22 protein-coding genes are annotated in these 23,708 nt (G+C 69.0%); 7 read left to right on the forward strand and 15 right to left on the reverse strand.

Annotated features, from left to right (window positions below):
• Positions 1 to 175: 175 nt before the first annotated feature.
• The 4 genes from O3W51_RS19435 to O3W51_RS19450 all read right to left on the reverse strand — a co-directional run bounded on the left by O3W51_RS19435 (position 176) and on the right by O3W51_RS19450 (position 3,396).
• Entirely contained in the window at positions 176 to 334 is a 159-nt protein-coding gene (locus tag O3W51_RS19435) for a hypothetical protein (protein WP_187145192.1), read from the reverse strand.
• Positions 331 to 1,836 (reverse strand): ISL3 family transposase, encoded by a 1,506-nt coding sequence (locus O3W51_RS19440; protein WP_138352080.1) that lies wholly within the window; start codon positions 1,834 to 1,836, stop codon positions 331 to 333. The genes O3W51_RS19435 and O3W51_RS19440 overlap by 4 nt, the downstream gene beginning before the upstream one ends.
• Positions 1,837 to 1,969: 133 nt before the next feature.
• Positions 1,970 to 2,314 (reverse strand): hypothetical protein, encoded by a 345-nt coding sequence (locus tag O3W51_RS19445; RefSeq protein ID WP_138351928.1) that lies wholly within the window; start codon positions 2,312 to 2,314, stop codon positions 1,970 to 1,972.
• Between the two features lie 125 nt (positions 2,315 to 2,439).
• A complete protein-coding gene (locus O3W51_RS19450; protein ID WP_269287060.1) occupies positions 2,440 to 3,396 on the reverse strand; it encodes an ArsR/SmtB family transcription factor in 957 nt (318 codons plus the stop codon).
• Positions 3,397 to 3,847: 451 nt separating this feature from the next.
• Between O3W51_RS19450 and O3W51_RS19455 the strand changes: the two genes are divergently transcribed.
• Positions 3,848 to 4,960 (forward strand): ABC transporter substrate-binding protein, encoded by a 1,113-nt coding sequence (locus tag O3W51_RS19455; protein WP_269287061.1) that lies wholly within the window; start codon positions 3,848 to 3,850, stop codon positions 4,958 to 4,960.
• 139 nt (positions 4,961 to 5,099) lie between these two features.
• Here O3W51_RS19455 and O3W51_RS19460 read toward each other — a convergent pair whose 3' ends face one another.
• The 3 genes from O3W51_RS19460 to O3W51_RS19470 form a co-directional block, all read right to left on the reverse strand.
• Positions 5,100 to 6,500, reverse strand: coding sequence for a glucose-6-phosphate dehydrogenase (locus O3W51_RS19460; RefSeq protein WP_269287062.1), 1,401 nt, complete (start codon positions 6,498 to 6,500; stop codon positions 5,100 to 5,102).
• Between the two features lie 266 nt (positions 6,501 to 6,766).
• Positions 6,767 to 7,573 (reverse strand): hypothetical protein, encoded by an 807-nt coding sequence (locus O3W51_RS19465; protein WP_269287063.1) that lies wholly within the window; start codon positions 7,571 to 7,573, stop codon positions 6,767 to 6,769.
• On the reverse strand, positions 7,570 to 8,271 hold the full coding sequence (locus tag O3W51_RS19470) for a GntR family transcriptional regulator (RefSeq protein WP_269287064.1): 702 nt from the start codon (positions 8,269 to 8,271) through the stop codon (positions 7,570 to 7,572). Before O3W51_RS19470 ends, O3W51_RS19465 begins: the two co-directional genes overlap by 4 nt.
• 183 nt (positions 8,272 to 8,454) lie before the next feature.
• On the opposite strand from O3W51_RS19470, the gene O3W51_RS19475 reads away from it, so the two are divergent.
• From O3W51_RS19475 to O3W51_RS19485, 3 genes are all read left to right on the forward strand, one after another.
• A complete protein-coding gene (locus O3W51_RS19475) occupies positions 8,455 to 8,625 on the forward strand; it encodes a hypothetical protein (RefSeq protein ID WP_164293239.1) in 171 nt (56 codons plus the stop codon).
• Between the two features lie 443 nt (positions 8,626 to 9,068).
• Positions 9,069 to 9,731 (forward strand): threonine/serine exporter family protein, encoded by a 663-nt coding sequence (locus tag O3W51_RS19480; protein WP_269287065.1) that lies wholly within the window; start codon positions 9,069 to 9,071, stop codon positions 9,729 to 9,731.
• Complete coding sequence (locus O3W51_RS19485; protein ID WP_232486312.1) at positions 9,694 to 10,008, forward strand: threonine/serine exporter family protein; 315 nt, start codon at positions 9,694 to 9,696, stop codon at positions 10,006 to 10,008. The genes O3W51_RS19480 and O3W51_RS19485 overlap by 38 nt, the downstream gene beginning before the upstream one ends.
• A 100-nt stretch (positions 10,009 to 10,108) precedes the next feature.
• Here the strand turns inward: O3W51_RS19485 and O3W51_RS19490 are convergent, their stop codons facing one another.
• From O3W51_RS19490 to O3W51_RS19500, 3 genes are all read right to left on the reverse strand, one after another.
• Positions 10,109 to 11,176 (reverse strand): sugar ABC transporter substrate-binding protein, encoded by a 1,068-nt coding sequence (locus tag O3W51_RS19490; protein WP_138352078.1) that lies wholly within the window; start codon positions 11,174 to 11,176, stop codon positions 10,109 to 10,111.
• A gap of 249 nt (positions 11,177 to 11,425) precedes the next feature.
• Positions 11,426 to 11,581 (reverse strand): hypothetical protein, encoded by a 156-nt coding sequence (locus tag O3W51_RS19495; protein ID WP_187145193.1) that lies wholly within the window; start codon positions 11,579 to 11,581, stop codon positions 11,426 to 11,428.
• A gap of 120 nt (positions 11,582 to 11,701) precedes the next feature.
• Complete coding sequence (locus tag O3W51_RS19500) at positions 11,702 to 12,346, reverse strand: dihydrofolate reductase family protein (RefSeq protein ID WP_198359295.1); 645 nt, start codon at positions 12,344 to 12,346, stop codon at positions 11,702 to 11,704.
• A gap of 274 nt (positions 12,347 to 12,620) precedes the next feature.
• On the opposite strand from O3W51_RS19500, the gene O3W51_RS19505 reads away from it, so the two are divergent.
• Positions 12,621 to 13,319, forward strand: a complete 699-nt coding sequence (locus tag O3W51_RS19505; protein WP_164293296.1) for a 2-phosphosulfolactate phosphatase — start codon at positions 12,621 to 12,623, stop codon at positions 13,317 to 13,319.
• A 279-nt stretch (positions 13,320 to 13,598) separates the two neighbouring features.
• On the opposite strand, the gene O3W51_RS19510 is transcribed toward O3W51_RS19505, so the two are convergent.
• Both O3W51_RS19510 and O3W51_RS19515 read right to left on the reverse strand, forming a co-directional pair.
• Positions 13,599 to 14,126: a hypothetical protein gene (locus O3W51_RS19510; RefSeq protein WP_198359293.1), complete on the reverse strand. Its 528-nt coding sequence runs from the start codon at positions 14,124 to 14,126 to the stop codon at positions 13,599 to 13,601.
• Between the two features lie 155 nt (positions 14,127 to 14,281).
• Complete coding sequence (locus O3W51_RS19515; RefSeq protein ID WP_138351921.1) at positions 14,282 to 14,683, reverse strand: RidA family protein; 402 nt, start codon at positions 14,681 to 14,683, stop codon at positions 14,282 to 14,284.
• 95 nt (positions 14,684 to 14,778) lie between these two features.
• Here O3W51_RS19515 and O3W51_RS19520 point away from each other — a divergent pair, with 95 nt between their 5' ends.
• Together O3W51_RS19520 and O3W51_RS19525 are read left to right on the forward strand one after the other, a co-directional pair.
• Positions 14,779 to 15,753: a helix-turn-helix transcriptional regulator gene (locus tag O3W51_RS19520; protein ID WP_269287067.1), complete on the forward strand. Its 975-nt coding sequence runs from the start codon at positions 14,779 to 14,781 to the stop codon at positions 15,751 to 15,753.
• A gap of 147 nt (positions 15,754 to 15,900) precedes the next feature.
• A complete protein-coding gene (locus tag O3W51_RS19525) occupies positions 15,901 to 16,641 on the forward strand; it encodes a class I SAM-dependent methyltransferase (RefSeq protein ID WP_138351919.1) in 741 nt (246 codons plus the stop codon).
• A gap of 40 nt (positions 16,642 to 16,681) precedes the next feature.
• Here O3W51_RS19525 and O3W51_RS19530 read toward each other — a convergent pair whose 3' ends face one another.
• The 3 genes from O3W51_RS19530 to O3W51_RS19540 form a co-directional block, all read right to left on the reverse strand.
• Positions 16,682 to 17,344, reverse strand: coding sequence for a histone deacetylase (locus O3W51_RS19530; RefSeq protein ID WP_138351918.1), 663 nt, complete (start codon positions 17,342 to 17,344; stop codon positions 16,682 to 16,684).
• A gap of 133 nt (positions 17,345 to 17,477) precedes the next feature.
• Positions 17,478 to 20,570, reverse strand: coding sequence for a hypothetical protein (locus tag O3W51_RS19535; RefSeq protein WP_269287068.1), 3,093 nt, complete (start codon positions 20,568 to 20,570; stop codon positions 17,478 to 17,480).
• The gene (locus O3W51_RS19540; RefSeq protein ID WP_269287070.1) at positions 20,567 to 23,704 is read right to left on the reverse strand and encodes a hypothetical protein; all 3,138 of its coding nucleotides are present in this window, start codon (positions 23,702 to 23,704) and stop codon (positions 20,567 to 20,569) included. The genes O3W51_RS19535 and O3W51_RS19540 overlap by 4 nt, the downstream gene beginning before the upstream one ends.
• Positions 23,705 to 23,708: the final 4 nt, after the last annotated feature.

The following is a 23,708-nucleotide window of genomic DNA, read 5'->3' on the forward strand; positions in this document are numbered from 1 at the left end:
GAGCTTCCGCGCGTCCCGTGTTGTGCCGCCCGGCCGGCGGCACAACACGGGACAGCACGTTGGAGCCGGAGCCTGAGGCGGCATCAGCATGACCGCGTCCCAGCCTGCTCACCGAGGCAGCAGATCCCGGCATGGGGTTGTTGCGACGACGTCACCGTCCGACCGGTCGGACGGGTCAGGGCCGCCTGTAGGGGTGGCAGAGCAGGTCCTTGTAATTGCCGTCATCGAGGCAGACCCGCACGAGCCCGGCTCCGCCGACGACATTGGCCGGCACGGTGAAGGTGAAGTTCTTGGTTCTGTCGACGATCTTGTGATGTGAGTGGTCAAAGCTCATCGCGCGAGCAGGACTCGTTTGCGAAGGAGATCGAGGCCGGCCCGGCCGTACATCTGGCGCTTCAGCATTTTCAGCCGGTTAACGTTGCCCTCGACGGCGCCGGAACTGTAGTGCAGGGACAGGCCGTTGCGGACGGCGTCAAGGTCCCGGCGGAGGTTTCGGGCGAAAGACGCGAGCGGGGCCAGTGTGTCCTGCTCGGTGCCCGCGATCCAGCTCTCGAGACGGTCGCCGTGGCGTCCGGTCATCATCACGGCGAACTTCCTGACGTGGAGAGTCAGCCGGTCCAGCTCAGGATCGCGCTCTCGAAGCCGGTGCAGGTTGCTCGCGTCCTCATCCCGCAGGTGTTCGGGGTGGGTCATGATCCAGGAGGTGACCTTGCGGACCGACGGAGGCTTGGGCCCCGCGGCGGGCGCATGTCCGCGCCCGGTCCGATAGCGCCGCAGGTGACGCTGGACCGCCAACTCGCCTCCGGGGTAGCCGAGGTCCTGGATCTCCCGGTAGAGCTGGGCGGCGTTTCTGACACCTTCGTTCCAGCGCCGGTGCAGGTGGCCGACGTAAGGGTCGACGGTGTGTGCCCGCTGCAGGCTCTTGGCGACGACATCATCGGCGGAGTGGGCGTCGACAAGCTTGCGGACAGTGGCCTGGTGCAGCCCAAGCTTCCGCCCGATCGCCGCTTTCGACATCCCCTGTTCCCACAGCTCGTGGGCGGCGGCGTGCTGTTCACGCAGCCGGGTCACGATCCTCAGCTCCACCGGCGGCTGGACCACCTCAGGCTGTTCCTCCCGCGCGTCGCGTGTGTCAGCAGGTTCGGAAGGCGGTTGGGCCAGGCGGGAGCGGTGGGCGTTCACGCTCTTCTCGACGGCCTGGCCGAGGTTGGCCCACAGGTGATAGCGGTCGGCGACTTGCTCGGCCTGCGGTGCCCCGATCCGCGCGCCCTCGCCGTATCCACTGGAGCGGTCTCTGCAGATGACCTTCACCTCGGGATGGCCGCGGAGCCAGGCTGCCAGGTCCTCGCCATCACGACCGTCGTAGAGATGAAGCGGCCGGTGGGTGGCCATGTCGATCAGCAACGTGCCGTACTGGCGGCCCTTACGGAAGGCGAAATCGGCAACACCCAGCACCTCCACGTCGCCGGCATGCGGCTCTGGCAGGGCCCTGACCAGACGCAGCAGCGTGTCCTTGCCCACGGTGATGCCGATCAGCGTCGCCAGACGGACTCCCGCCCGGCCCGCCAGGGCCAGGCCGACTTGAGCCAACACCCCGCGCAGCAAAGGGGTGTAACGGCTGTGCGGAGTCGTCAGCCCCGTGATCTGCTCGGCGAACGTCACGGCCGGACAGGCAGCGTTCTCGCAGCGGAAGCGGCGTATGGATAACTCAATCACGACACCGAGACCACCCGCCGCCACGTCACGCAACCTACGGACGTACCGACCATGCACCCGCGCCGAACTCTCACCGCACCGGCAGACCGCGGTCATCGCCCGCACACGCGCCCTGAGCATGATCTTGTCCGGCTGTCTCTCGACCTCCTCGATCAACAATGCGGATAGGTACGGGAACAGCTCCAAGAGCACATCACGAGAGCACGCGATGCATGATCGCGAACGACCGACACGACCCGCTGAAGCGTCCGCATCACAAGATCGTCGACAGAACCAAGTTCTTGGACGTACCGCACGCCGTATCGACGGGCTTGGAGTCGTTCGAGCCCAGCTGCACGGTGTCGGCGGCGTTGTAGGTGTACGCCCAGGTGAGCCGGCAGTACGCCAGGCCGGCCGAGCTCACCGACTTGTGTGTCCCCGTCACCACGACCGACCGGTTCAGCCACGTCACAGTCCCCTTCGTCCATGTGTTCCCGACAGTGACTTCGAAATCGGTGGAGGGGTAGGCGGCGGTGTGAGCGCCGGCGGCGGGAGCGCCCAGCAAGGTGCCCGCGGTCAGCACGACGGTGCCGAGGGCAGCTGCGAGATGAGTGCGCATGCGATCTCCAGGATGTGAGCCGGTTGCGGCCTCACATCCTGCGCGAGCCATCCATCTGCGGACCAGCTCTTAAGTCACGGCTTAAAAGGGGGACGCGACGGCCGATACCTCGGCGACCCCGTGGCTCACGACTCCGTCATGGTGCCGGTCCTCAACAGGGCGAGCCCCAGCGGGGTGATGAGGTGCAGCACGGAACCGCCTCGGCGGCTGGTGGTGATGAGATCGGTGTCCCGCAGCACCGTCGCGTGCTGACTGGCGGCTGCAGCGGAGACGTTGAGGCGGCGTGCCAGTTCGGTCGTCGTGCAGCCTTCCGCTGTCACCTGCAAGGCAGCGGCTCGCGTCCGGCCGAGGAGAGACTCCAGGTTCCGCACGGGCGAGTTGTCCGGTTCGGCCGGTCCAGCACCGGTCAGCGGCCGACGGAGGGCCGGTACCGTCAGCCGGGGTGGCTGGGCGGTGTCGAGCGGGTCCCACAGAAAGCTCACAGGCCGTGTCGAGAAGACCGTGGGCGTGATGATCAGCCCCCTGCCCTGGAGGCGCACCTCGACCCGGCGGGGGTAGGGAGCTTCGAGAACGGGAGGACGCCAGCGGACCAGTGGTGCGCAGATCGAGCGCAGCAGCAGATCGATGCCTCCCTCGAGCACCAGGTTCGCGGAGCGGGTGGACAGCGCGACCAGTTCCGACCGCCCTCGTTGCCAGTACGGCTCTACCGTCAGCCGATGGCAGGCGCGCACGGCGTCGGCGAGCTCCCTGCGCGCTTCGCGGTCCCCTTCGGACACCCGCCTGGCCCATGACAAGTGTCCGGGATGGAAGTTGAGCCCCTCGAACTCGCGTCGCAGCCGCGACACGGGGGCGTGCAGCAGGTTGTCCAAGGAGTGTTCCAGGGACGGCGTATCACCCATCAGGGCCAGCAGGTCGAGCCCGGGACCGCGCACCGGAATCAAGGACGTCAGCGGGCGCGTGTCCGCGCCCAGCCGGCCCGCGACCGCCGAACGCCACGAGCGGAAGTGAGGAAGGTCCCGGTTCTCCCTCAGCAATTCCAGGCTGTAGTAGATCTCCGCTGCGACTCCGATCGTCGCGGCCACACGTGTCCGCGCGAGGTCTTCCGCCGTGAAGTGAATGCGTAACACCCGACCAGCCCCCTGCCACCGCAATAGAGCGCGTGTGCGCAGCCCCAGCATGCCCCAACCCGGAACGTCACACAGGACGGCCCACTGCCCTCGCACCTGCGCCGGAGAGCCGCCATCCGAGTGAAGGCAGGTTCGTCTATAGTCGACGGTCGGTCAGTGTGTGTCGCTGGGCGTCCCTTCAGGGCGGGGATGACGTCAATAGCGGCCCGGCAGCGCGGGCAACGGCCCGCAGTGAACGGGACGGATAATCGGTTGCCCGCTGGCGATGATGGTGGATGCAATGGCCGACATGGTCACCAAGGTGCTTCCGCCACGGCGAGATGAGCTGCATGCGTAACTGCCAAGCCGTGCCCCTGTACGTACCGGGCCAACTGCCACCGACGCTCCGCACGGGAGAGGGCAAGGCATGAATACGCCACCATCGCCATCTGGAGGGGAGCGGACCGACGGATCGTCCGTCCGGATCGGCGCTCTCGTTCCGCTGACGCGGCCTGGCTGGGTCGAGGCGGGCAGGCACTTGCTCGCTGGACTCGAGTTGGCCGTTCGCGAAGTCAATGACGCCGGCGGGATCGTGGGACGACCACTCGAGTTGGTGGTCCGGGACACCGCGGCTGATCCAGAGCGGGCGGCGGCGGCCGTAGATGAGTTGGCTGGTCTGGGCGTGGCTGCCGTGGTGGGGGAGTACCACAGCGTCGTTGCTCGCGCCGCTGCCGCCAGGGCCGACGCCCTCGGCCTGCCGTTCCTCTGCTCGTCAGCGGTTCTCGACGCGCTCACCGACAAGCCGACGCAGTGGGTCGCGCGCCTCGCCCCGGCACAGTCCCATGGCTGGCAGATCTATGCAGACTTCCTCCTCGGCGCGGGCCACAGCCGAATCGCCGTAGCAGCGCAGCCGAGTGTCTACTGGGCATCCGGGGCCCGCATTCTGCGGGACCATCTCGCTCCACGTGGCGGCACCGTCATCGAACTCGACATGGGCGCGCTCACCCCCACGGCCGTGTGCGACGAACTCGTCCACCATCGCGCGACCGCCCTCCTTCTTCTGGTCGGCCACCCGGAGCCGGCAGTGCCGATCGTGAGGTCCGTCCGCCGCGACCAGCGCCTGGCAGAGATCATGATGGGTGCTCCGGCCGGGCAACCGGAGTTCGCCGAATGGGTGGCGTTGCTGGGTGACCAGGGAGCCGGGATCCCGTTCCTGCGCTACCTGCCCGAACGCCTCGGCCCACTCGGTGCACGAGTCGAGACGGCTCTCCGCGAGCGGCTTGGCGAAGCACCCTCCTTCGTCGCCTTCGAGGGCTACGACACGGTCGCCGTCCTCGCCGATGTGCTGCGTTCGAGCGGTGGGGACCGGGCGCGCACGAGTGCATCGTGGTCGCGCGTTGCGGTCGAAGGCACCCGGGGGCAGATCCGGTTCTCCCGCGTGCCCGGCATCAACGTCTGGCAGTGGGCTTGGCCGCCGGTCCAAGTCGTTGATCGGGATCCGGCGGAACCCGCTCGCTTTCGGATCCTTCATGCCGACTGAGGCAGTGGCCTCCCTCCTCTCCAGCGCTGCCCAGTCTGAGGCTCGCGTCGGACACCACGCAGCTGTGGCCGTCGCGCATCAGGCGGCGGGCGATGTCGGCGCCCATCCGGCCGGGCGCATCACGCCGAGCTGCCGGGGGTTACGTGTCGGCGTGGTCCGTTCGCCTCGGGTCGGGGCCTGGGACCCAGGGCAACTGCCAGGGCGTGTTGCCCGGGTGCTGCGTGGGTCCCCAGGAACCCCGTGCGTAGGGCACCGGCGCGGGTGGGTGATCCACCAGCGGTTGGATGACGCGCCAGGTCTCCTCCACGACGTCCTGCCTGGTGAAGAGCGAACGGTCGCCGGTCAGCGCGTCGTTGAGGAGCCGCTCGTAGGGCTCGGGGGGCTTGCCGAGTTCGGCGGCGAAGGACAGGTCCAGGTGGACGTCTCTGGTCGAGTGACCGGATGCCTCCTTGGAGAGCATGTTGAGCCGCAGTCCGGGGTCCGGGTCGATCCGCAGCACCAGCTCGTTGGGGTCGGGATGCTCGGGCTGGTCGAGGAAGGCCAGCCGCGGCGGGCGTTTGAAGACCACGCGCACCTCGGTGGCCCTGGCGGCCAGTGCCTTGCCCGCCCTGATGGAGAACGGCACGCCGCTCCAGCGCCAGTTGTCCACTTCCAGGGCGAGTTCGACGTAGGTCTCGGTCACCGAGCCCGGCTTGACTCCGGGGACGTCCAGGTAGCCCTCGTACTGACCGCGCAGGCAGCGGGCCGGATCGACGTCGGCCATGGCCCGGAAGACATCGACCCGCCGGTCCCACAGCGCGTCGGGTCCGGGGCCGACCGGCGCTTCCATGGCGATCAGGGCGAGCACCTGGAGGAGGTGGTTCTGGACCACGTCGCGCAGCGCGCCCACCGGGTCGTAGAACGACCCTCGGTCCTCGACTCCGAAGTCCTCGGCCATGGTGATCTGTACGGCCGCCACATGATCGCGGTTCCAGACCGGTTCCAGGAGCGCGTTGGCGAACCGCAGGAACTGGATGTCCAGTACGGGCTGCTTGCCGAGGAAGTGGTCGATGCGCAGGATCTGGTCCTCGGCGAGCACCTGGTGCAGCCGTGCGTTGAGCGCCCGGGCGGAGGCCAGGTCGTGGCCGAAGGGCTTCTCGAGCATCACCGTGGCATGCGCGGTGAGGTTCGCCGCACCCAGTGCCTCCACGACCGGGGCGAACAGCGACGGCGGGATCTCCAGGTAGAACAGCGGTTTCCCGGCGTCCTTCAGCCGGCCGGCCAGCGCCTGGTAGGTCGCCGGGTCGGCGAAGTCGCCCTGCAGGTAGGTCAGCCGCCGGGCCAGCCGCTCGAAGGCACCGGCCTCCACCGGCTCGCCGACCGTGTGCAGGGCCTCGCGCAAGGAGGAGATGAGGTGGTCGTGCGACCAGTCCTCGCGCGCGACCCCGATGATCGGGCAGTCCAGGAGCCCGGACGCCTCCAGGCGGTAGAGCGACCGGAAGGTCATTTTGCGCGCCAGGTCGCCGGTGATACCGAAGATCACCAGGGCGTCGGCGGTCACTGCTCCGCCCTCCACGCCGGGGCATGCGCCATCGCCGTTCCGGTGAGGGCACCGTCGAGGCCGAACAGACATGCCCGAACCCGCTCAGGCGGACCATGAGTCATAAATGGGACCATATAGCCCATGTTTTGAATCTGCTGGCAACGGCACGGTCGGACATCGACGCTGCTGCGGGGCCCCACGGCGGCCAGGCGTGTGCACTGCCGCGGTCAGGGCGATCGAGCCGGGCGAACGAGACCGCGGACGCCCGGCGGGAGCAACCACGATCAGGAGTGGTTGACGTAGGTGACGATTCCACCGACGGTCAGACCCAGTGCGCAGCCGATCTCGAACCCCTGGCGGCGCATCGCCGGGGTGTACGCCGCGGCGGTCATGTCAATGGGTCCGATGAGGCCCAGGAACAGGCCGCACAGGCAGACGACGTAGCCGTGCTCCAGGGCGGCGGCCTGCCACGCGGGGTCGGGCGAGACCCAGGCACGGGAGTAGAGCTCACCGTCGGGCGTCCGCAGTTCGAGCCGGGAACGGCTCATGACGTCCGGTCTCCATCGCCCCGCATCGCAGTCCGGTATCTCGTGCAGCTCCCAGCCCGGGGCCGAGCGCAGGTCGGCGTATCCGGGCGGCCTCCGCCGCATGCCGAAGTAGACCTCGTTCTCGTTGCGTCGCGGCGGTTCGCGCATGCGCAGCTTTTCGAACACGGTGGGCGGGATCCTGTCCAGGCGGACCCCGTCCTCGTCGGAGCTGGGCGGATCGGGCTGGCGCAGCTGCGAGAATTCCGGCGGCAGGCGCTGCATCCCGAACAGGATGGCCCCCTCGATCTGCGGTTCCCTGGGCACCTCCTCGATCGACGCCGCTGACGTCACGGCATGTTGGACGTGGTTGGTATGCAGTCGTAGGACCTGCCGGAACTCGAAAAGCGCCGCCGGGGTGTGACCCGTCAGGTCGGGGTCGAGGGTGACCGTGCCCTGCGGGGTCTGCAGGCCCAGCAGGATGCCATCGAGCTGCAGCCCGGGGTCGCCGCAGAACAGGATCTGTCCGTGGTCGTCGACCTCCTCGAACGGCGGGACCCTGCTCATCTCGCGTCCTCGAAGGCGCGTACCAGTTGTCGTTCCGCGTCGGCGAGGTAGACCGACAGCAGCAGCTCCGCCTGCTGGGTGTCCCTGGACTCCAGGGCGCCCAGGAGTTCGCGGTTGCGGGTGAGGTAGGGCTCATGGAAGCGCTGCGGGTTGTCCATGACGTGGAAGGACAGGCGTAGTTCGGCGTGGATGCGGAGCATGAACTCCTCCAGCCGCGCGGATCCGGCCAGTTGCACGATCCCGCGGTGGAAGTGCAGGTCGGCGGTGGCGACATCGGGCCAGCGCTGGTCGGCCGCGGCGCGCTCGCCCGCCTCGACGGCTGCCCGGATCGCGCCGATCACCCGCTCGGGGGCGCCGACCAGTTCCCGTACGGCCGCACCCTCCACGAGTCGGCGCAGCCGGTACAGCTCCACGACGTCGTCCCGGCCCAGGGTCCGCACGAACACGCCGCGGTTGAGCTCGTGCACCAGCAGGCGTTCCTGGGCCAGCAGTCGGAAGGCCTCACGCAGGGTGTTGCGGGAGACCCCGAGGGCCGCGCCGATGGCCTCCTCCGACAGCCGGGTTCCGGGTGGGATCCGCCCTTCGGTCACCCGGTCCCGCAGTACGCCGGCCACGCGCTCGGCGGTGCTGCCGCGGCCGAGCGGGTCCTGGTCTCGCGCCAGTTCGTCGATCCATGACCTCGGAGCGTTGGTGCTCACCTGCGTCCCTCTCATCCTGCGGACAGATCGTTGAACAAAAGATACTCCGTTTGTACAGCGAAATGGAAGCGGTGAGAGCCACTCTTGAATGCCCTCTTGCTGGATTGTTGAACAATCCTTACCTTGTTGAGCAGGCGCAGCAGGCGTAGCAGGCGCATTCAAGGAGTCGCAGGAGGCAAGTAAATGACGCAGAGTCAGACGGACCGCGGTCCTGCCGGGTGGAGGGTGCTGATGCTCATCGGACTGTTCGGCCTCGTCGTGAGGCGGCTCGCCGGGGAGCCCTTCAGCACTCTCCTGGACTGCCCGCTCGGGATCGTCGACTTAGCCGGCCTGCTGGTCGCACGCCGCAAGTAGCAGTGGAGGCGACATGGACCCGTAGGGCAGGGACGCGCATCGCTTCGGGCCGACGGCGTGTGATCACCGAGCCGGAGATGTGGGAGGAGCCTCGATCGGGGCGGCCCGCGGACGTGTTGAGCGACGACGACCACGCGCCGTGGCCCCCCGGGTCCGGGGCGGCGCCGGCCGTGGCTGTGGGCGCTGGGCGGCGTGGTGGTGGCTTCCGCGCTGTGGGCGGCGGTCCTGCGGGGCACCGATGACGGCCGTTCCCCGGTTCCCGACCTGCACGGTATGCACCTGAGTGCATCACCGTGCACAGCTCTGAACCTCGAACCCCTCACCGACAGCGTGTCCACCGGGCGCATGGTGTCCCTCGACCCCGAGGTCCGCACGGGCCCGGCGCTGGACCACGCCTCCTGCTCCACCATCTCCTCGCGATCGCGCAGGTCGCCGAAGGGCGCATGGGTGCCGCGGAGGCCGACCGCAGCCCGGCAGCGATCACCTCGGCCCCGCCGCTGTACCCGTGGTGGCTCAAGTTGGCCGGCATCGTCCTGTTCGCCATCGGATTCGCACCCCTGATGCAGCCCACCTGGTACGAGGTGTGGACCACGGCCGTTCTCGGCACCGTGACCGCCTCCCTGGCCGTTGCCGCCGGGCGGCTGCCGAGACTCGCGACGGTGCTGCCGCTGGTGGCCGCGACCACCGTCTCCCTCATCACGCTGGAGGTGTTCGCCCGCACGCCCGCACACGGTGGCCCGGTCCTGCTGATGCTGCCCGCTCTGTTCTACTTCGTTCCCGGCGACCATCTCAGCGCGGCCACCGCGGAACTGGCCGCCGGATTCCTCACCACCGGTGCGAACCGCCTGGTCCACGCGGTCTTCCTGCTCGTCCAGCTCTACCTCGGAGTCATCCTCGGACTGGTGATCACCGGCAGATCACGGCATGCGCTGTTCGACGTGGCGGCCCACGGGGACCTGCCGCTGGGCCCTGTTCCTGGCCTGGATCGTCTTCACCGTCGGCACCGTGCCGGCCTTCGCCATCCCCACCCGGCTGCTGGGCACCCTGCTGGTCCTGGTGTATGTCACCGTGGGCGTGCAGACTGCGGGCACCAAGCTGATCGGTGAGGTCGGCGGCACGTTCGCCGCCGCCGTACCGCTCGGCCTGGTCACGACATGGCTGGCCGCCAGACCCGCGCAGCCCCCACGCATCGTGCTGCTGCTGCCAGGCTTCTTCACTCTCACCGTCGGCTCGCTGGGCATGCGCGGGCTGACCGCACTGGCCGGCGGCTACCCCATCCAGGGCTTCCACGACCTCACCAAAATGATCACCATTGTGACCGCCATCGCCGCCGGACTCCTGCTGGGCGCCGTCCTCGCCCCTCGCCCCGAGCCGGCGCCGTGACCTCGGCCGCCGCTCCGCCATCGCCGCAGCCGCGGATCGGCTGCCGCCACCGCGGCAGCCGGCGGGCCGAGGGATCGGGGGAGTGGCGGGGCCAGGGGGTCTAGCGAATGCCGGCCGCCTCACAGGCGGCGGCGTAGGCGCCGGCACAGATCTGCATCATGAGATACACCTCGTCCTTGACGACCGTGTCCTTGATGTTGTCCTTGGTCACCGACACCGCGGTGAGCAGCTTGGCGGGCACGGTGGTGCCGGAGCCGCTGGTCGCGACGGTGTCCGCGACGGTCTTGATGTCCTCACCGTTGATCAGCTTGACCGCGATCTCGGCGGTCGCGTCGGCCTCGGGCTTGAACGCCTTGTACACGGTGCTGCTCTGCTTGCCGGCCAGGATCCGCTGGATGCCGGCGAGGTCGGCATCCTGACCCGTCAGCGGGACGTTGATGCCGGCATCCTTGAGGGCGGTGGCGATACCGCCGGCCATGCCGTCGTTCGCGGAGTAGACACCGTCGATGTTCTTGGCGCCGAGCCGCGCGATCGCCTCCGTGACCTTCTGGTTCGCGACGGTGTCCTTCCACTTGCCGCTCTGCTCGTAGGCGATCTTGACCTTGCCGTCGAGCGCCTTGTGTGCACCGGCCTTGAACTGCGCGGCGTTCGGGTCGGCGTCGTCACCGTTGATCATGACAACGTTGGCAGTCGGGGTCGCCTTGTCGCCCATGGCGTTGAGCAGTGCCTGGCCCTGCAGCTCGCCGACCTTCTCGTTGTCGTAGGAGACATACGCGGAGACCGGACCCTGGGCGAAGCGGTCGTACGCCACGACCTTGACGCCCTTGTCCACGGCCTCCTGGACCGACGCCTTGATGCCGACCGCGTCCTGCGGGCTCAGGATCAGGACCTTGACGCCCTGGGCGATCATGTCGCGGACCTGCTGCGCCTGTCTTGCAGGGTCACCGTCAGCGTTCTCGTACGCGATCTTGCAGTCGGGGCAGAGCGACGTGATCTTGCCTCCGATCAACGGACGGTCGAACTTCTCGTACCGCTTCGTGGCGTTGTCCGGAAGCAGCAGACCGATCGACTTGTCCTTCAGGCTGACTCCGGTGTCGCCCGTGTCACCGCAAGCGGCCGCGGACACGGTCATCGTTACCGCAAGCGAGCACATGACGGCACGACGCATTACCGCGTTCATTTTTGGGTTGCCTCCCTGACGAGGCCGCAAGGCTGCGGCCGAGGTTCACGGGAGTCAACTCGGCCGTTGCCATGTCGTCAATAAGTAAATTGTTAACGAGATGGAAACGACATAGTTGTTAATTGTCTGAACCAATAGCAAGGACCGACAGCGGGGGGGGGCGGCTCCCAGCGCCAGGTTGTACGTGGTCCCCCCGGGCGTAGGGACCACAGGCAGAGGGTGAGGGCGGACTGTCGTCTAGCCGCCCACCTGGGTGGTCACTTTAGCGAAGTAGGGCCAGCCGTCCACTTCGAGATTCTGCACCGATGACCGCATCTCCAGAATGGGCGCTGCGGCGTCGGTCAGGCGCCTGACCGTTTCCGGCCGGCAGCCTTTTTGAAACGACTCAGCCACCCACTCCAGGTCATTTGCCGGACTCGGCCCGGTGCGCCAGAGCCGGTCGGAGCATGGTGTGGCGGCGGTGAACGGGCGGATCCACCGCCGACGACACGGATGCACCTGGCGCCGGAGGCTTCAGCTGTCGCGCCCGGCACCGCGATCGGGTGCGCTCATGTCCCCCGTCCCGGGCGTGCCGTCGGCGCGGCCGTAGCGCAGGTAGACGGTGCCCTTCGGGCTGGCGACCGGCGGTTCGAGGAGGGTGACGTTCGTGGGCACCGCACCGCCGTCGAACACTTTCTTCCCGTCGCCGAGCACGATCGGGTGCACCCAGAGGTCGAGCCGGTCGAAGAGCTGCTCGCGCAGAAGGGTCTGCACCAGGTTCAGACTCCCGACGACCCTCACGTGCTCGTGCCGATCGCGGATCTCGCGCACCGCGCCGGCCAGATCCGGGCCGAGCTGCGTGGACCCGGCCCACGAGAGGTCGGGCTTGCCACGGGAGGCCACGTACTTCGGGACACGGTTGAAGAGCGTGGCGAACTCGGTCTCCTCGGCGCCCTTCTGGTGCGGCCAGTAGGCGGCGAAGATGTCATACGTCCGCCGGCCGAGCAGGAGGGCGTCCGTGCCCTCGTACGCGGCATCGACCTGCGCCCCGGCGACCTCGTCCATCAGAGGCGCCTGCCAGCCGCCGAACGGGAATCCCTCCGGGTCCTCGTCGGGGCCGCCGGGCGCCTGCCCGACGAGGTCGAGGGTGGTGAACAGCTCAATATGGATGAGACCCATGTCTTGCTCCCGATGAATCGGTTGTACCGGTCGAAAGGTAGACCGGCGGGCGCCCGCAGACTCATCGGCGCGACGGCAACCGGTACGCATCGGCGACGCGGTCCACCGGACGACGCAGCCGTGGGCAACGGCGGTGCCCGCGGTGCTGCACCACGGGACACCTGCGGTGCACGCGGTGCGGTGTCACCTGGTGTCCGGGTCAATCCCTGAGCTCACCGCATTGCAGCCGGAGCAATCGTGCTCTCCGGATGATCCCGGGCGGCAGAATGGTGCGATGGACCATCGTTTCGTCGGCATCCCGGAGTTGACCGGCGTTCCCCGTGTTGCTGTCGTCATCGACGTCATGCGCGCCTTCACCGTGGCTGCCTGGGCCTTTTCGCGTGGCGTCGAGAGGATCGTCCTGGCCTCCACGGAGAGTGAGGCACTCACCTTGAAGGAGAGCCACTCGGGTTGGCTGGCGTTGAAGGACGGGGCTCCAGCGGCGGGCTTCGACGCGGTGAACTCACCCGGCCTGCTCAGGTCACGTGATTTCGCCGGCCGCACGCTGGTGCAGAAGACGACGGCGGGCACCGTGGGAGCGCTGGCTGTCGCGAACGCACCGCTGGTCCTGTGCGCGAGCTTCGTCGTGGCCGGCCCGACCGCGCGGTTCCTGCGGACCACGGACTCCGGCCCGGTGACGTTCGTCGTGACCGGCGAAGAAGGCCGGGCCGACGAGGACCTGGCCTGCGCCGAATACATCGGCCACTCCATGGCCGCAGGCGAGGTCGACGCGGCTCCGTATCTCCACCGCGCGAGGACCTCTCGTGCCGCGGCCGATCTTGCCGCTGGGCTGCGGAGCGGATACCACCCGGACGACGTCGATCTCTGCTTGGAGATCGACAGGTTCCCTTTTGCGATGGTGGCTCGCCAGGAAGAGTCCCTCACAGTGCTCCGGCCCGTTGCCGTGCCTGACCTCCCATCCCGTATCCACTGACCGGCCGACCGTGGTGTCCTCCTACCGTGGTCGCGCTTCCGTTGCGGTCGGCGGTGGCTCGGCATGGCCCCCGGTCCCGAGCTGCCGACACCGGCCGGCTGCAGACCGCGCTGCGCACCTGGCTCGGCCCCTCGACCTGAGCAGGACCGGTTCACCACCGCCGAGGGGCGCTGGTGAACCTCCGCCCGGAACCTGCGATGGGTGTTCTTCGATCGCCGAGTCATTCCTGACCAGGCTGCGAGACCGGAGGTGGCCGGGTCAGGCGTGATGGGCGCTGCGTCAGGTTCCGTCGGTGATGTACCAGTCGTTCTTGAGGTACTCCAGGGTGTAGTTGCCGAGGTCGCTCTCGGAGAAGGTGCCGGAGGGCCTGACCGATTCGACCGGCATCTCGATCTTGTCGGGCGTGCGCACGGAGACGCGCTGCGGGTCGACCGTTGCGGTTCGCAGGATCTTCTTCTGCGCGGGCGAGATCATCTGGAACACGGTGACGTACGTCGACGTGCACGGGCCGAAGCCCTTCTCCTCCGCCTTCTTCGCGCCGGGGCCGGCCACTTCGCAGACCGTGTGAATGTCCTCACGGCCGAGGGCGTGGAGGTACTGCTCGTACCGCTGGATCGCGCGCTCTTTCGTTTTGGGCGCGGGCTGAGCGCCGGTCGGGGTTGCCGACGGCACGTTCGTCCGCGTGGACGTGGACGGCTGCGAAGGCTTCGTGTCCGTGTTCTCCTTCGACTTCTCCGGGCCGCACGCGCACGCCACCATCGCCACACAGGCCGATACCGCCACGCTCACCATCGTTCGCGCTCTCATCGGGTCCCCTCACCAGCCGACTACACACCATGAGGTCACGCAGGAACCGAGGGAACGGTTCCCGAGCAGGTCCAGGAGTCGTGATCGGTGCCGCGCGCGTCGCCGTCCCGGCCCGCGACGAGGAACGCGGGACGGAACAGCACGCCGGCGGCGAGTCAGCGCCGGGCGGCGAGAGCCTCGACCTCGAACAGCACGTCGGGTGTTGCCAGGCTCGCGACACCTATGAGGGTTTGCGTGGGCGGTTTCGCACCCCAGCCCTTCTGCACGGCCCCGGCGATCGGCCCGAGCTTGCTGACATCGTGGTCCACCACATACGTCCTGAGCTGGACGACGTGGCTGAGGTCGAGCCCATGGGCGGCGAGGGCGACGCCGATGTTGTGAAACGTCCGCTGCACCTGCTCGGTGAAATCGGTCGAGACGACCGCGCCGTCCGGGCCCGATCCGTACTGACCCGAGACAAGCACCAGTTCCGTACCGGCGGGGACGGTGGCGGTGTGGCTGTAGCCGAACGGGACCGGGTCGTGCAAGCCGTCCGGATTGACCATGACGTGTGCCATGAGGGTCACCTCTCGTGTGCGATGGGCCTGTGTCGTGCTGAAGCCTCCCAACGAATCACGACACCGTGTGTCGTGTATTCCGATAGCGTTTTCGTGTGCGCGCCGATCGGTTGGTCTCGCTGGTGCTGCTGCTGCGGCAGCACGGTCGGCTGTCCGCGGCCGCACTGGCCGGCCGGTTGGAGGTGTCCACCCGCACCGTGCTGCGCGACATCGATGCGCTCTCCGCAGCCGGTGTCCCGGTCTACGCCGAACGCGGTCGGCACGGCGGGTTCGAGTTGCTGCCCGGTTTCCGGACCGAGCTCACCGGCCTGAACCACGACGAGGCACTTGCTCTGCTGGTTGCCGGATCGCGGCGCGGCGCACAGGCATTCGGGCTCGGCCCGGCGCTCGCTTCGGCCATGCGCAAGGTGGTCGACGCGCTCCCGGAGAGCTATCAGGCCACTGCGGCCGGCGCGGCTCAGCGATTGCTCATCGACCCGGAGGCCGACGTCCTCTCGCGCCGGCTGGTCACCGAGGAGGCGCCCGACCCCGTGGTGACCGAGATCCGGCGCGCGGTGTTCGCCGGACACAAGCTGCGCATCCACTACGCGGCCGTGGACCAGACCCCCAAGTGGCGCAAGGTGGACCCGATCGGCCTGGTCACCGTGCGCGAGCAGGGCTACTTGCTGGCCACGAGATCCGGCGCGGACCGCACCTACCGGCTGTCCCGGGTCCTGGCCGCCGAGGAACTCGCCGAACCGGCACAGCGCCCGGAGCGCGTCGACCTGGACCAGGCCTGGCAGGAACGCAGCCTGCAGTTCCGGACCGGCGGCGACCAAGTCACCGTGCTGGTACGGATGAACCCGGCGCGGCGGGAGGAACTGGTGGGCACCGCGCTGGCCGTCCTCGCCGAGGAAGCCGAGACGGACGGCCGGCTGCGGCTGGAGGTGACCTTCCAGGATTCGCGACACGCCGAATGGGCGCTGTGGCACCTCGGCACGAACGCGGAAGCCCTCACCCCGCAGTGGCTGCGCGACTCCCTGCGCAACCGCGCCGCCGAGATCGCCACTCTTTACAGAACGTCGTCCTGAGAGAAAGGCCGGGACGGTGTCCGCATCTTTGGATCTTCTGCCAATACGGCTGTCCTGCGGGGCGGGGGGAGAGTGTCCGCCAGGGGGTGCGGCGGTTCCTGGGGAACGGGCCGGCCACGGACATGAAGCGCGGGAGAGGACAGCACGATGAGCACGCAGCTGTACGACGAGATCGGTGAGGCGTTCGAGGGCTTCAAAACCCTGCCGCTGGCGCAGTACGGGGAGGTGCCCAGCTTCCTGGCGATGGTCGGGGACGTGCGCGGAAGGTCGGTCCTCGACCTGGCGTCCGGGACCGGCTTCTACAGCAGGGAATTCAAGCGGCGTGGCGCCGCAGAGGTGTTGGGAGTGGACATCTCCGGTGAGATGGTGGCCGCAGCGCAGGCGCTGGAGGACGGCGAACCGCTGGGCGTGCGCTACGAGGTGGGCGATGTGGCCGAGCTGCGCGCCTTCGAACAGCGCTTCGACATCGCGGTTGCGGTCCAGTTGTTCAACTACGCCGAGGACGTCGCCACGATCGAGCGGATGTGTCGCAACATCCACCGCAGCCTGATGGACGGGGCCGAGTTCTTCGTCTTCATGCAGAGCCCCGAGTTCCGTTTCGACGGGCCGCCCCTGGACAGGTACGGGTTCCGCTGCGAATCGGCCGGCGAGGTATCCGATCTCGGGCCGCGAGTAAGGATCACCGCGTTGCTCGACCCGCCGATCTCGTTCGTCGCCACCCCGCCCCACCGCGAGGTCTACGAGAATTCTCTGCAGGCGGCCGGATTCACCGAGTTGACCTGGGTACCGCTGACGGTTTCCGATGCCGGTGTGGCCAAGTTCGGTGAGGAGTTCTGGTCGGACCTCGCCGGCAATCCTCCGCTGACCATGCTGCGCTGTCGCGCCTGACGATCGTCCCACCCGGCCCGCGCGGCAAGGCCGTTGCGGCTCATGGGGTCAGCAGGTCGGCGATCTGGTGGGCGCTCCAGTGTCCTGCGGCGCCTGGGCAGGCTTGCAGGTAGGCGGAGATGGCGGGCACGTCCCAGGCTCCGGTCTCCAGGAGTCCGTGGGCCAGGTGCCGCAGGTAGGCGGCGGAGGGCGGTGTCCAGTCGGCTTCGTCGACCGTCCACGGGGCTGTGAACGTGAGCAGGGGAAGGCCGTCGAGCGATCCGGGGCATACCAGCGTCTCGTAGCGGCCGTGCCCCAGCGTGGCCACGCCGGAGCGCAGGACCTCGGTGAGGTCGAGGTCTGTTCCCGGTTCGCGGTACATCTCCTGCGCGGCGATGTCGGAGAACTGTCCGGCGGTCACCAGGTGGGCGCGGGCGTACACGTGCCCGGTTGCGTGGGGATCGTAGAAGGCCCGGCCGCCGGACCACACCGGGGACTCGGTGGCGAAGTACAGCGCGCCGGTGAGTTCCACGGGAACGGAGAGCGCCGGCGGCCGGCTGTCCCGGCAGCCGGGGTAGCTGCGGGACGCTCCGGGAGGCTGTCCGCCGCCGAGGTAGGACATCAAGCGGTTCATGTGCATGTTGGAGCCGTAGGAGGCGTACCAGACCTGCGCGGGTGCGGCGTCTTCGGGCCGTACCGGCTGCAGGCGGCGTGCCGTCGTCACATCAACCGCCTCAGGATGCTCAAACGCCAGGTGGCTGGCAGAGCCGGACTCGCGCTACTGCGCCAGCGGGTCCTGCTCGCAGGGGCCCACCCTATTTGGATCCCGGCCGGGCGGCGGTCCCGGAGCGCGGGCCTCACGGGAGCGGTGCTGGGAAGCCGAGCACGTAGTCGGCGAACACCACGCGCTCGGCCAGCTCGCCGGTGCTCGGCGAGGCGCCGGGCTGTTCGACCTCCCGTACGTAGATCCTCAGTTTGTCGCCGGTCGGCGGGATGGCAAGGGGAGGTAGCGGCGTGTTGAGGGTCCCGGTCACCACGGCTCCCGGAGCCCGTACCCACGTCGTCGCACCGACCGCGCCGTCGAGGCTGGTGAGCGCCCCCTGCCCGGACGGGCTCTGTTCCATGAGCACCTGGACGACGTTCGGCTGGGGGCCGGTCGGGCCGGTCCCGTCGAGCTGCACGTGCAGTTCGGTCCCCTGGCGTTGCACGGTCAGCGTCCGGTCCGGCAGGGTGGCGACCACGTCGGTGTCGACGGAGGCGGACGTGTCCAGACCGGGGAGGCTGCTCGGCTGGTGCCTGGCCACGGTGAGCCGGACGAAGGGGGCGTAGGACTCGGTCGGCGGCAGTTCCACGTCGGCGTACCAGCTCTCTCCCGCCTGCCACACCTCATGCAAGGTCGTGCCGGCGACCGACGCGGCCGATTCGGGTGTGCTCCAGATCGGGTCGGTGCCCAGGAGCGTCTGCTGGACGGCCAGGCGCTCCCCCTGGCCGGTGGTGTACCAGGGGCGGGCCAGTTCGACCTGCAACCGCCCGCCCAGCCGGGTCCGTCGGAAGTCGTCCCACTGCGCCGCGCCGGGAGTCGGTGGGCCGGTCTGCCAGTTGAAGGCGGGCCGCAGGCCCAGCACGACCGGTGGGATCGGCCGGGCGGTGCTGGGCACGTCGACGGCCGGCAGTGCGGTCGAGGCGAGGAAATTCGCGTCGGGCTCGTCGTCGGCGAAGTACTTCCGGAACCGGGACGTTCCGGTGACGGTGTAGATGACCATGCGGTGCTTGGTGTCGCCGAACTCGTGGCGCAGCGGCGGCAGGTCCTCGTCGATGGTGTGCATGGTGATCGTTTGGACGGCGGCTGTGCCCGGGGTCGGCGCGGGGGCGTCGTCCCACTCGTCCCAGGCGGCGGTGAGGTACACCTGGGCGGTGCTCGGCGGGTCGAGTTCGAGCCGCGGAGTGGAGGGCACGAGGGTGGTCCAGGTCTGCCCTGGCTGCCGCACCGCCTGGAGCGTGCCGGTCGGATCGCGCAGCGGCTTGCGCACTGCGTGGACGAGCGCGATCTCCCGGGTGGGTGTGACCATCGGGTGCCGTCCGCCGCTGGCGGCGCTTTCGTTGCCGGGCTCCAGCCACTGGCCGATGGCGAACCTGTCCAGGAAGTCGTCGGGCAGGTAGGAGGAGAGTTCCGCGGTGATCTGCTCGGCCTGGCTCAGGCTGACCGTCGCCACCGCGTCACCGGCGCTCCAGGTGAGCTGTGGCTGTCCGCCCGTGGCCCGTTCGACCAGGGTGAGGGTCTTCGTCTTCCGCATCGGCCAGGGTCCTTGCCAGGGGCGGCGGGCGGTGACCGGGACCGGCAGCGCGAGATGGACCACGACGCCTGCGGAAGCGGGGTCCGTGGGCTGCTGGGCCGCCGCCCAGGTCTGGGCGTCGTCGCCATCGAGCATGCCATGCTGCTCGGCGAGCGCCAGGGTGGTGTTCGGGACGGTCAGGGTGAGTGCGGTGGCGGCGGTCGCGTAGCGCGGGTTGGCGGCGAGGAACTGCTCCGCGCTCATGTCCCGGTCGCTGCGGATGACCAGTTCCATGCCGCTCAGTTCGGGTGGTGGCACCGGTTCGAACCTGGTGTACACCACGAGGGAGCTCATGAAGCGGTCCGCCGCCGGATCGTCGGCCGGCAGGCCTCCGCCGGCCAGGTCGGCGACGCGGGCCCGTACTTCGTAGCTGTGGCCGAACCGGAGCTCGGGCAGGCTGCCGGGTTCGATGTCGAAGGTCCAGTCCAGCGGGCCGGCCGACTGCCGGGCGCGCGGGGATCCGGGCGGGGGCAGCACCAGGCTCCAGCCGGACCACCGGGCGACGATCTCGTCGGCCTGCAGCTGGTCACCGTTCCCGGTCGCCGCGTACGGCTTGACGTGCCCTTCCTCGATCTCGGGGCCGAGGTCGACGCCACCGGCGCGGTAGGTGGCCACGCGGCGGCAGAGCGGCGCCCACTGACCGTCCTTGGGCCGGATGTCGATGCGGTAGCCGAGGAGCAGCTCGTCGGCGTTGAACGTGGCCAGTGCCATGTCGCTGCCGGGCGCCGCGTGGGATGCCGCGCGCGCGTGCCGGTCGTCGAAGTCCGCCTGCCGGTCGCGGCGGACGAGCATGAGCCCGGTCGAGCGCAGGTGCGGCAGGCTGCTGCGATCGCTGCGGGCCGCCTGGCGAAGTCTGGTCACGGCTCCGTCCACGTCGAAGGTGGTGATCTCCCAGCGGGCGTTGCTCCCGGAACCGGTCAGGTCGGCGGAGCGCAGATCGAGCATGCCGGTGGTGAGGTCCCCGGCAGAGGCGGGGAGGAACAGGTGGCCGTCGAACTCGTAGTTGGTGGCCGGGGAGACCAGCGAGGTCAGGCCGGGCGCGCCGATGCTCACCGTGCCGGTCGGGCCGAGTTCGCCGACCGGCAGCGTCAGCTCGACGATCAAACCGAGGGCGCGGAGCACCGCGGGATGCTCGCGCAGCCGTGCCACCTGCTGGTGGAAGTCCAGCTCTGGGGCGGGCGGCGGCGGTCCCTCCGGTACGCGTGAGGGCGTCTCGTGGTCCCAGGACTCGAGCTGGGTGGCGACGTCGTTCGGGGCCTTGGCCGTTGTCGCGTAGGTGTCGATGACCGCGCCCGCGTCCGCCGACGTCGTTTCCACGGAGGTCCCCTGGAACGTGTGCGGGGCGTACGGCCGGACGGGCAGGCCGCCGAGCAGTGCCTGCCAGACCTCGCTCCTGGCCTCGTTGAGGCGGCCCGGCGTGATCGTTTTGACCGTGCCCGCGTTCCGCAGCGTGATCTGGATCGGAATGCCGGGCAGGCGCCTGGGCCAGTCGGCGAGTTCGCTGGCCGTCAGCGGCCCCTTGAGCCGGGGATGGATGGCCAGCCGCAGCACTGCCAGGCCCGCGTTCACCCGGCCACCGGGGAGTGCCGTCCACACCATGGAGTCGCCGTTGGTCATGGCTGCCCCGCCTTCCTGAATGCGCGCCGGTACTCCTGCCAGGCGGCCAGGCCGGTCTCCGCCCCGTCCGCCGGACCCAGGGGAGGGGCCGGGCCCACCATCGGGCTGTGCGATGGTGCGTCGCCGCTGATCCGGTACTCGCCGGTGTCCACGGTCACCGAGTCGGAGTAGAAGGTCAGGTCGATGCTGACCACCAGGGTCGCCCGGCCGATCAGCGCGTTGGTGGCGCGCTGATAGCTGAGGGTGATCACGACCTCCAGCGACACCGAGATCAGACCGAGGATGTCGACCCCGCCCCCGAAGCGCAGATAGCCGCTGAGCTGGGCATCGCCGCCGACGAGCTCGTACCGGATGCCACCGAGGACGTGTACCTCGGCCTTGGCGATGCCGATGCCGATCGAGGCCGACGCGCCGAACTCCAGCGCGGCCTCGAACCTGGTCAGTTTGTTGTCGGTGATGGCCAGATCGACATAGCCTCCTCCGCCGAAGAGCAGCACGTTCAGCGCGAACGGGTTCGCGCGGCTGGCGAAGGCCAGCTGGACCGTCAGCGGGGCGCCGTCCAGCGGGACGGTGACGCCGAGCCGGAAGAGGATGTTGCGCAGGCTGAACCCGACGGTGGTGACTTCGGGAATGGGCAGCGAGTACCCGACGGAGATCTGTTGGGGCGTCACCGCGATGTCGGGTACGACCGGGCCCAGTTGCACCTTGGCCAGGAGCTCCTTGAGCAGATTCAGCGGGCCGGCGACGTCCAGGGTGACGCCGTGGACCTCCAGCCGGGGCGGCCGGTCGTCCTCCTGGGTGTAGGTCATGGAGCCGATGCCGACGTCCAGCAGCCCGAGTTGGAGCGTGAAGTCGTTGATCACGCAGCTGGTGGTGAGGTGGTCCGGCGAGCGGACGACGGTGAGGTTCAGCCTCGTCAAGGGACCGGCCTTGAGCGGTGCGAGGTCCTTGAGGACGACGTTCTGCCAGGTCATCCTCGCCGAGTTGGGCGGGATGAGCGTGATCTCCGGTGGCGCGTCCAGGCTCGGGGCGAAGTCCTTGAGCGAGAGGCCGAGGATCCGCGCGGTGTCTCCGAACACCCGGGCCGCGCTGAGCTTCCCGGCCGCGTCCTTGAGCAGGCCCGCCTGGGCCACCGGGCCGTACAACCGGGAGATGGCATCGGCGGCGAACGACGGGGTGACCAGAGCGCCCGCCCGTCCCGCGAAGTCGGCGCCGTAGGAGCTGCCGGCCTCGAACAACAGCGGCAGTGGCTCGGCCGCACCGACGTCGAGGAAGTTGTCGTTGAACGTGAGCGGGATCAGCTTGTCGGGATCCCCCAGGAGCGTCCGCAGCGCGGGCAGCGCGGCCGTCAGCCGTTCGATCTGCGGATGGAAGCTCTCGCCGAATGCTGTTCCGACAATGGTCAGCTCGTGCACCTCGTGCACATCGGCCGGTTTCGGGTCGTGTGCCCTGACGAGGTCGATCGGTACTCCGGGCAGCGGCACGGTGGCCCGGTCGTAGGCCGTCCGCAACTGCTCGGCCACGTCGGCATCGGTCAACGAGCGGAACCCCGGCAGATCCGGTGTCGGATCCAGCGTGAAGTCCGCCACGAAGATCAGTGGCAGGTCGAAGGCCACATCACCTGCCGGGCCACGGCCACGGACCGGGAATTGGACCGGCGGCGTGAAGAACAGCCTGAACGACTGTGTCGCCAGCGCCTCGAGCTCGGTGACGTGGGCCTGGGCCGCGTCGATCTGGGGCTGCAGGTCGAGGAACTCGACGGCGGCCCCGAAGCCTTCCTGCGCCAGTTCGTTGACATCCCGGACGCGGTGACCCTGGGCGTCCAGGACCTGGGCCAACCGATCGATCTCGGCCTGGAGTTGCTGGGCCCGTTGGGAGAGTTGGAACACCACCTGATTGGGCAGCGTGGGAATGTTGCGGAGTTCCTGGGAGAGTTCCGAGGCCTGCGCGAACAGATCGGCGAGCTCCGGTGACTCCGGATCCGCGATCTGCAGCTGGTCGATCCGGTTCTGGATGTCGCTGAGCTGGTTGGAGATCTGGTTCGCGGCGTCCCGGTTGACCTGGTCGTCGGCGAGTTGTTGCTGAATGCCGGCCAGCTCTGCCCAGGCGTCGCTCAGCTGGGACACCTCCGGCGTTCCGAGTTCCTCCGGCGGGCGGAACCGGTGACCCTCCACGTCCACCTGGGCTGCCAGATCGGCGGACCGCGACCGTAGTCCATCGAGCTCGTCGCGCACCTCGGTGAGCATCGGAACGGCCCGGACGTAGTTCTGCCAGACCGGATCGGGCAGGTCGTCGTACCAGAGCGTGGTCAGCTCGAAGGCGTCGAACGGAAACTTGCGGTGGACCGGGTTATCGCCGGTCGAGAACCGGACCGGCTCGGTGACGGCCAGCGTTCTTCGCTGCCGGAGGGCGGCCGGCCCGTCGCCGATCCCCCGTTCGGTCAGCACGGTGAGGACCGCCCGGTGCCCGAGCGGGTAGAGCACACCCTCGGTCGCGATGCGCACCCTCTGGTCGCGTCCGACCGCGACGTTCTGCTCCCACTGGAACGTGTCCCAGTCGCCACGCGCGGTCAGTGCTCCGCCGAGTGAGGTCAGTTCCAGACGCTGGACATCGGGGAGCTTTCGCTGGCTCTCCGCCACGATCCGCGCCCGGTCAGGACCGTCCACCGGGGTGAGGAACCCCAGGTTGACGCCCGGCCGGGCATCGGCGGGGCGTACTTGCCCGGCGGACAGGCGAGTACGCCACAGGCCGACGTCCGCGGTGGGGTTCGACCGCAGCGCCTGGGCCGGATGATCGCTGGTCGCGGCGGCCGCAGGCGACAGCAGGAGCCCCCATGGCAGTTCGATCGCGGTCTGCTCCTGGACCTCCGCCGTGCCGAGGGCCTCCAGGAACCCGTCCACCGTCAGGTCGATCACGGTCCCCACGGCCACCCGGTAGACGACCTGGCTGGTTCCCGACAGCTGCGCCCGGGCCAGACCGTTGCCGGTGACCTCCTCGGCCAGGTGCTGCGGCGGGAAGAGAGCCGTCACCAGGGCGGGCTCGGACACCGCTCGGAGGCGCGATCCGTCCAGCTGGAAACCGGACCAGTCGACGCCGAGAACCACGAGATCATCGGGTCGTACGAGCAAGAGCATGGCG

It is taken from the genome of Streptomyces sp. H39-C1 (assembly GCF_027158125.1).
In the GTDB taxonomy this organism is placed as follows: Bacteria; Actinomycetota; Actinomycetes; order Streptomycetales; family Streptomycetaceae; genus Actinacidiphila; species Actinacidiphila fildesensis.

Bases quoted from the DNA above. Each gene is read 5' to 3' on its own strand.
- O3W51_RS19435 (WP_187145192.1), bottom strand. From the start codon at position 334: ATGAGCTTTGACCACTCACATCACAAGATCGTCGACAGAACCAAGAAC.
- O3W51_RS19440 (WP_138352080.1), bottom strand. From the start codon at position 1,836: ATGCTCAGGGCGCGTGTGCGGGCGATGACCGCGGTCTGCCGGTGCGGT.
- O3W51_RS19445 (WP_138351928.1), bottom strand. From the start codon at position 2,314: ATGCGCACTCATCTCGCAGCTGCCCTCGGCACCGTCGTGCTGACCGCG.
- O3W51_RS19455 (WP_269287061.1), top strand. From the start codon at position 3,848: ATGAATACGCCACCATCGCCATCTGGAGGGGAGCGGACCGACGGATCG.
- O3W51_RS19465 (WP_269287063.1), bottom strand. From the start codon at position 7,573: ATGAGCAGGGTCCCGCCGTTCGAGGAGGTCGACGACCACGGACAGATC.
- O3W51_RS19475 (WP_164293239.1), top strand. From the start codon at position 8,455: ATGACGCAGAGTCAGACGGACCGCGGTCCTGCCGGGTGGAGGGTGCTG.
- O3W51_RS19480 (WP_269287065.1), top strand. From the start codon at position 9,069: ATGGGTGCCGCGGAGGCCGACCGCAGCCCGGCAGCGATCACCTCGGCC.
- O3W51_RS19490 (WP_138352078.1), bottom strand. From the start codon at position 11,176: ATGCGTCGTGCCGTCATGTGCTCGCTTGCGGTAACGATGACCGTGTCC.
- O3W51_RS19500 (WP_198359295.1), bottom strand. From the start codon at position 12,346: ATGGGTCTCATCCATATTGAGCTGTTCACCACCCTCGACCTCGTCGGG.
- O3W51_RS19505 (WP_164293296.1), top strand. From the start codon at position 12,621: ATGGACCATCGTTTCGTCGGCATCCCGGAGTTGACCGGCGTTCCCCGT.
- O3W51_RS19510 (WP_198359293.1), bottom strand. From the start codon at position 14,126: ATGAGAGCGCGAACGATGGTGAGCGTGGCGGTATCGGCCTGTGTGGCG.
- O3W51_RS19515 (WP_138351921.1), bottom strand. From the start codon at position 14,683: ATGGCACACGTCATGGTCAATCCGGACGGCTTGCACGACCCGGTCCCG.
- O3W51_RS19525 (WP_138351919.1), top strand. From the start codon at position 15,901: ATGAGCACGCAGCTGTACGACGAGATCGGTGAGGCGTTCGAGGGCTTC.
- O3W51_RS19535 (WP_269287068.1), bottom strand. From the start codon at position 20,570: ATGACCAACGGCGACTCCATGGTGTGGACGGCACTCCCCGGTGGCCGG.
- O3W51_RS19540 (WP_269287070.1), bottom strand. From the start codon at position 23,704: ATGCTCTTGCTCGTACGACCCGATGATCTCGTGGTTCTCGGCGTCGAC.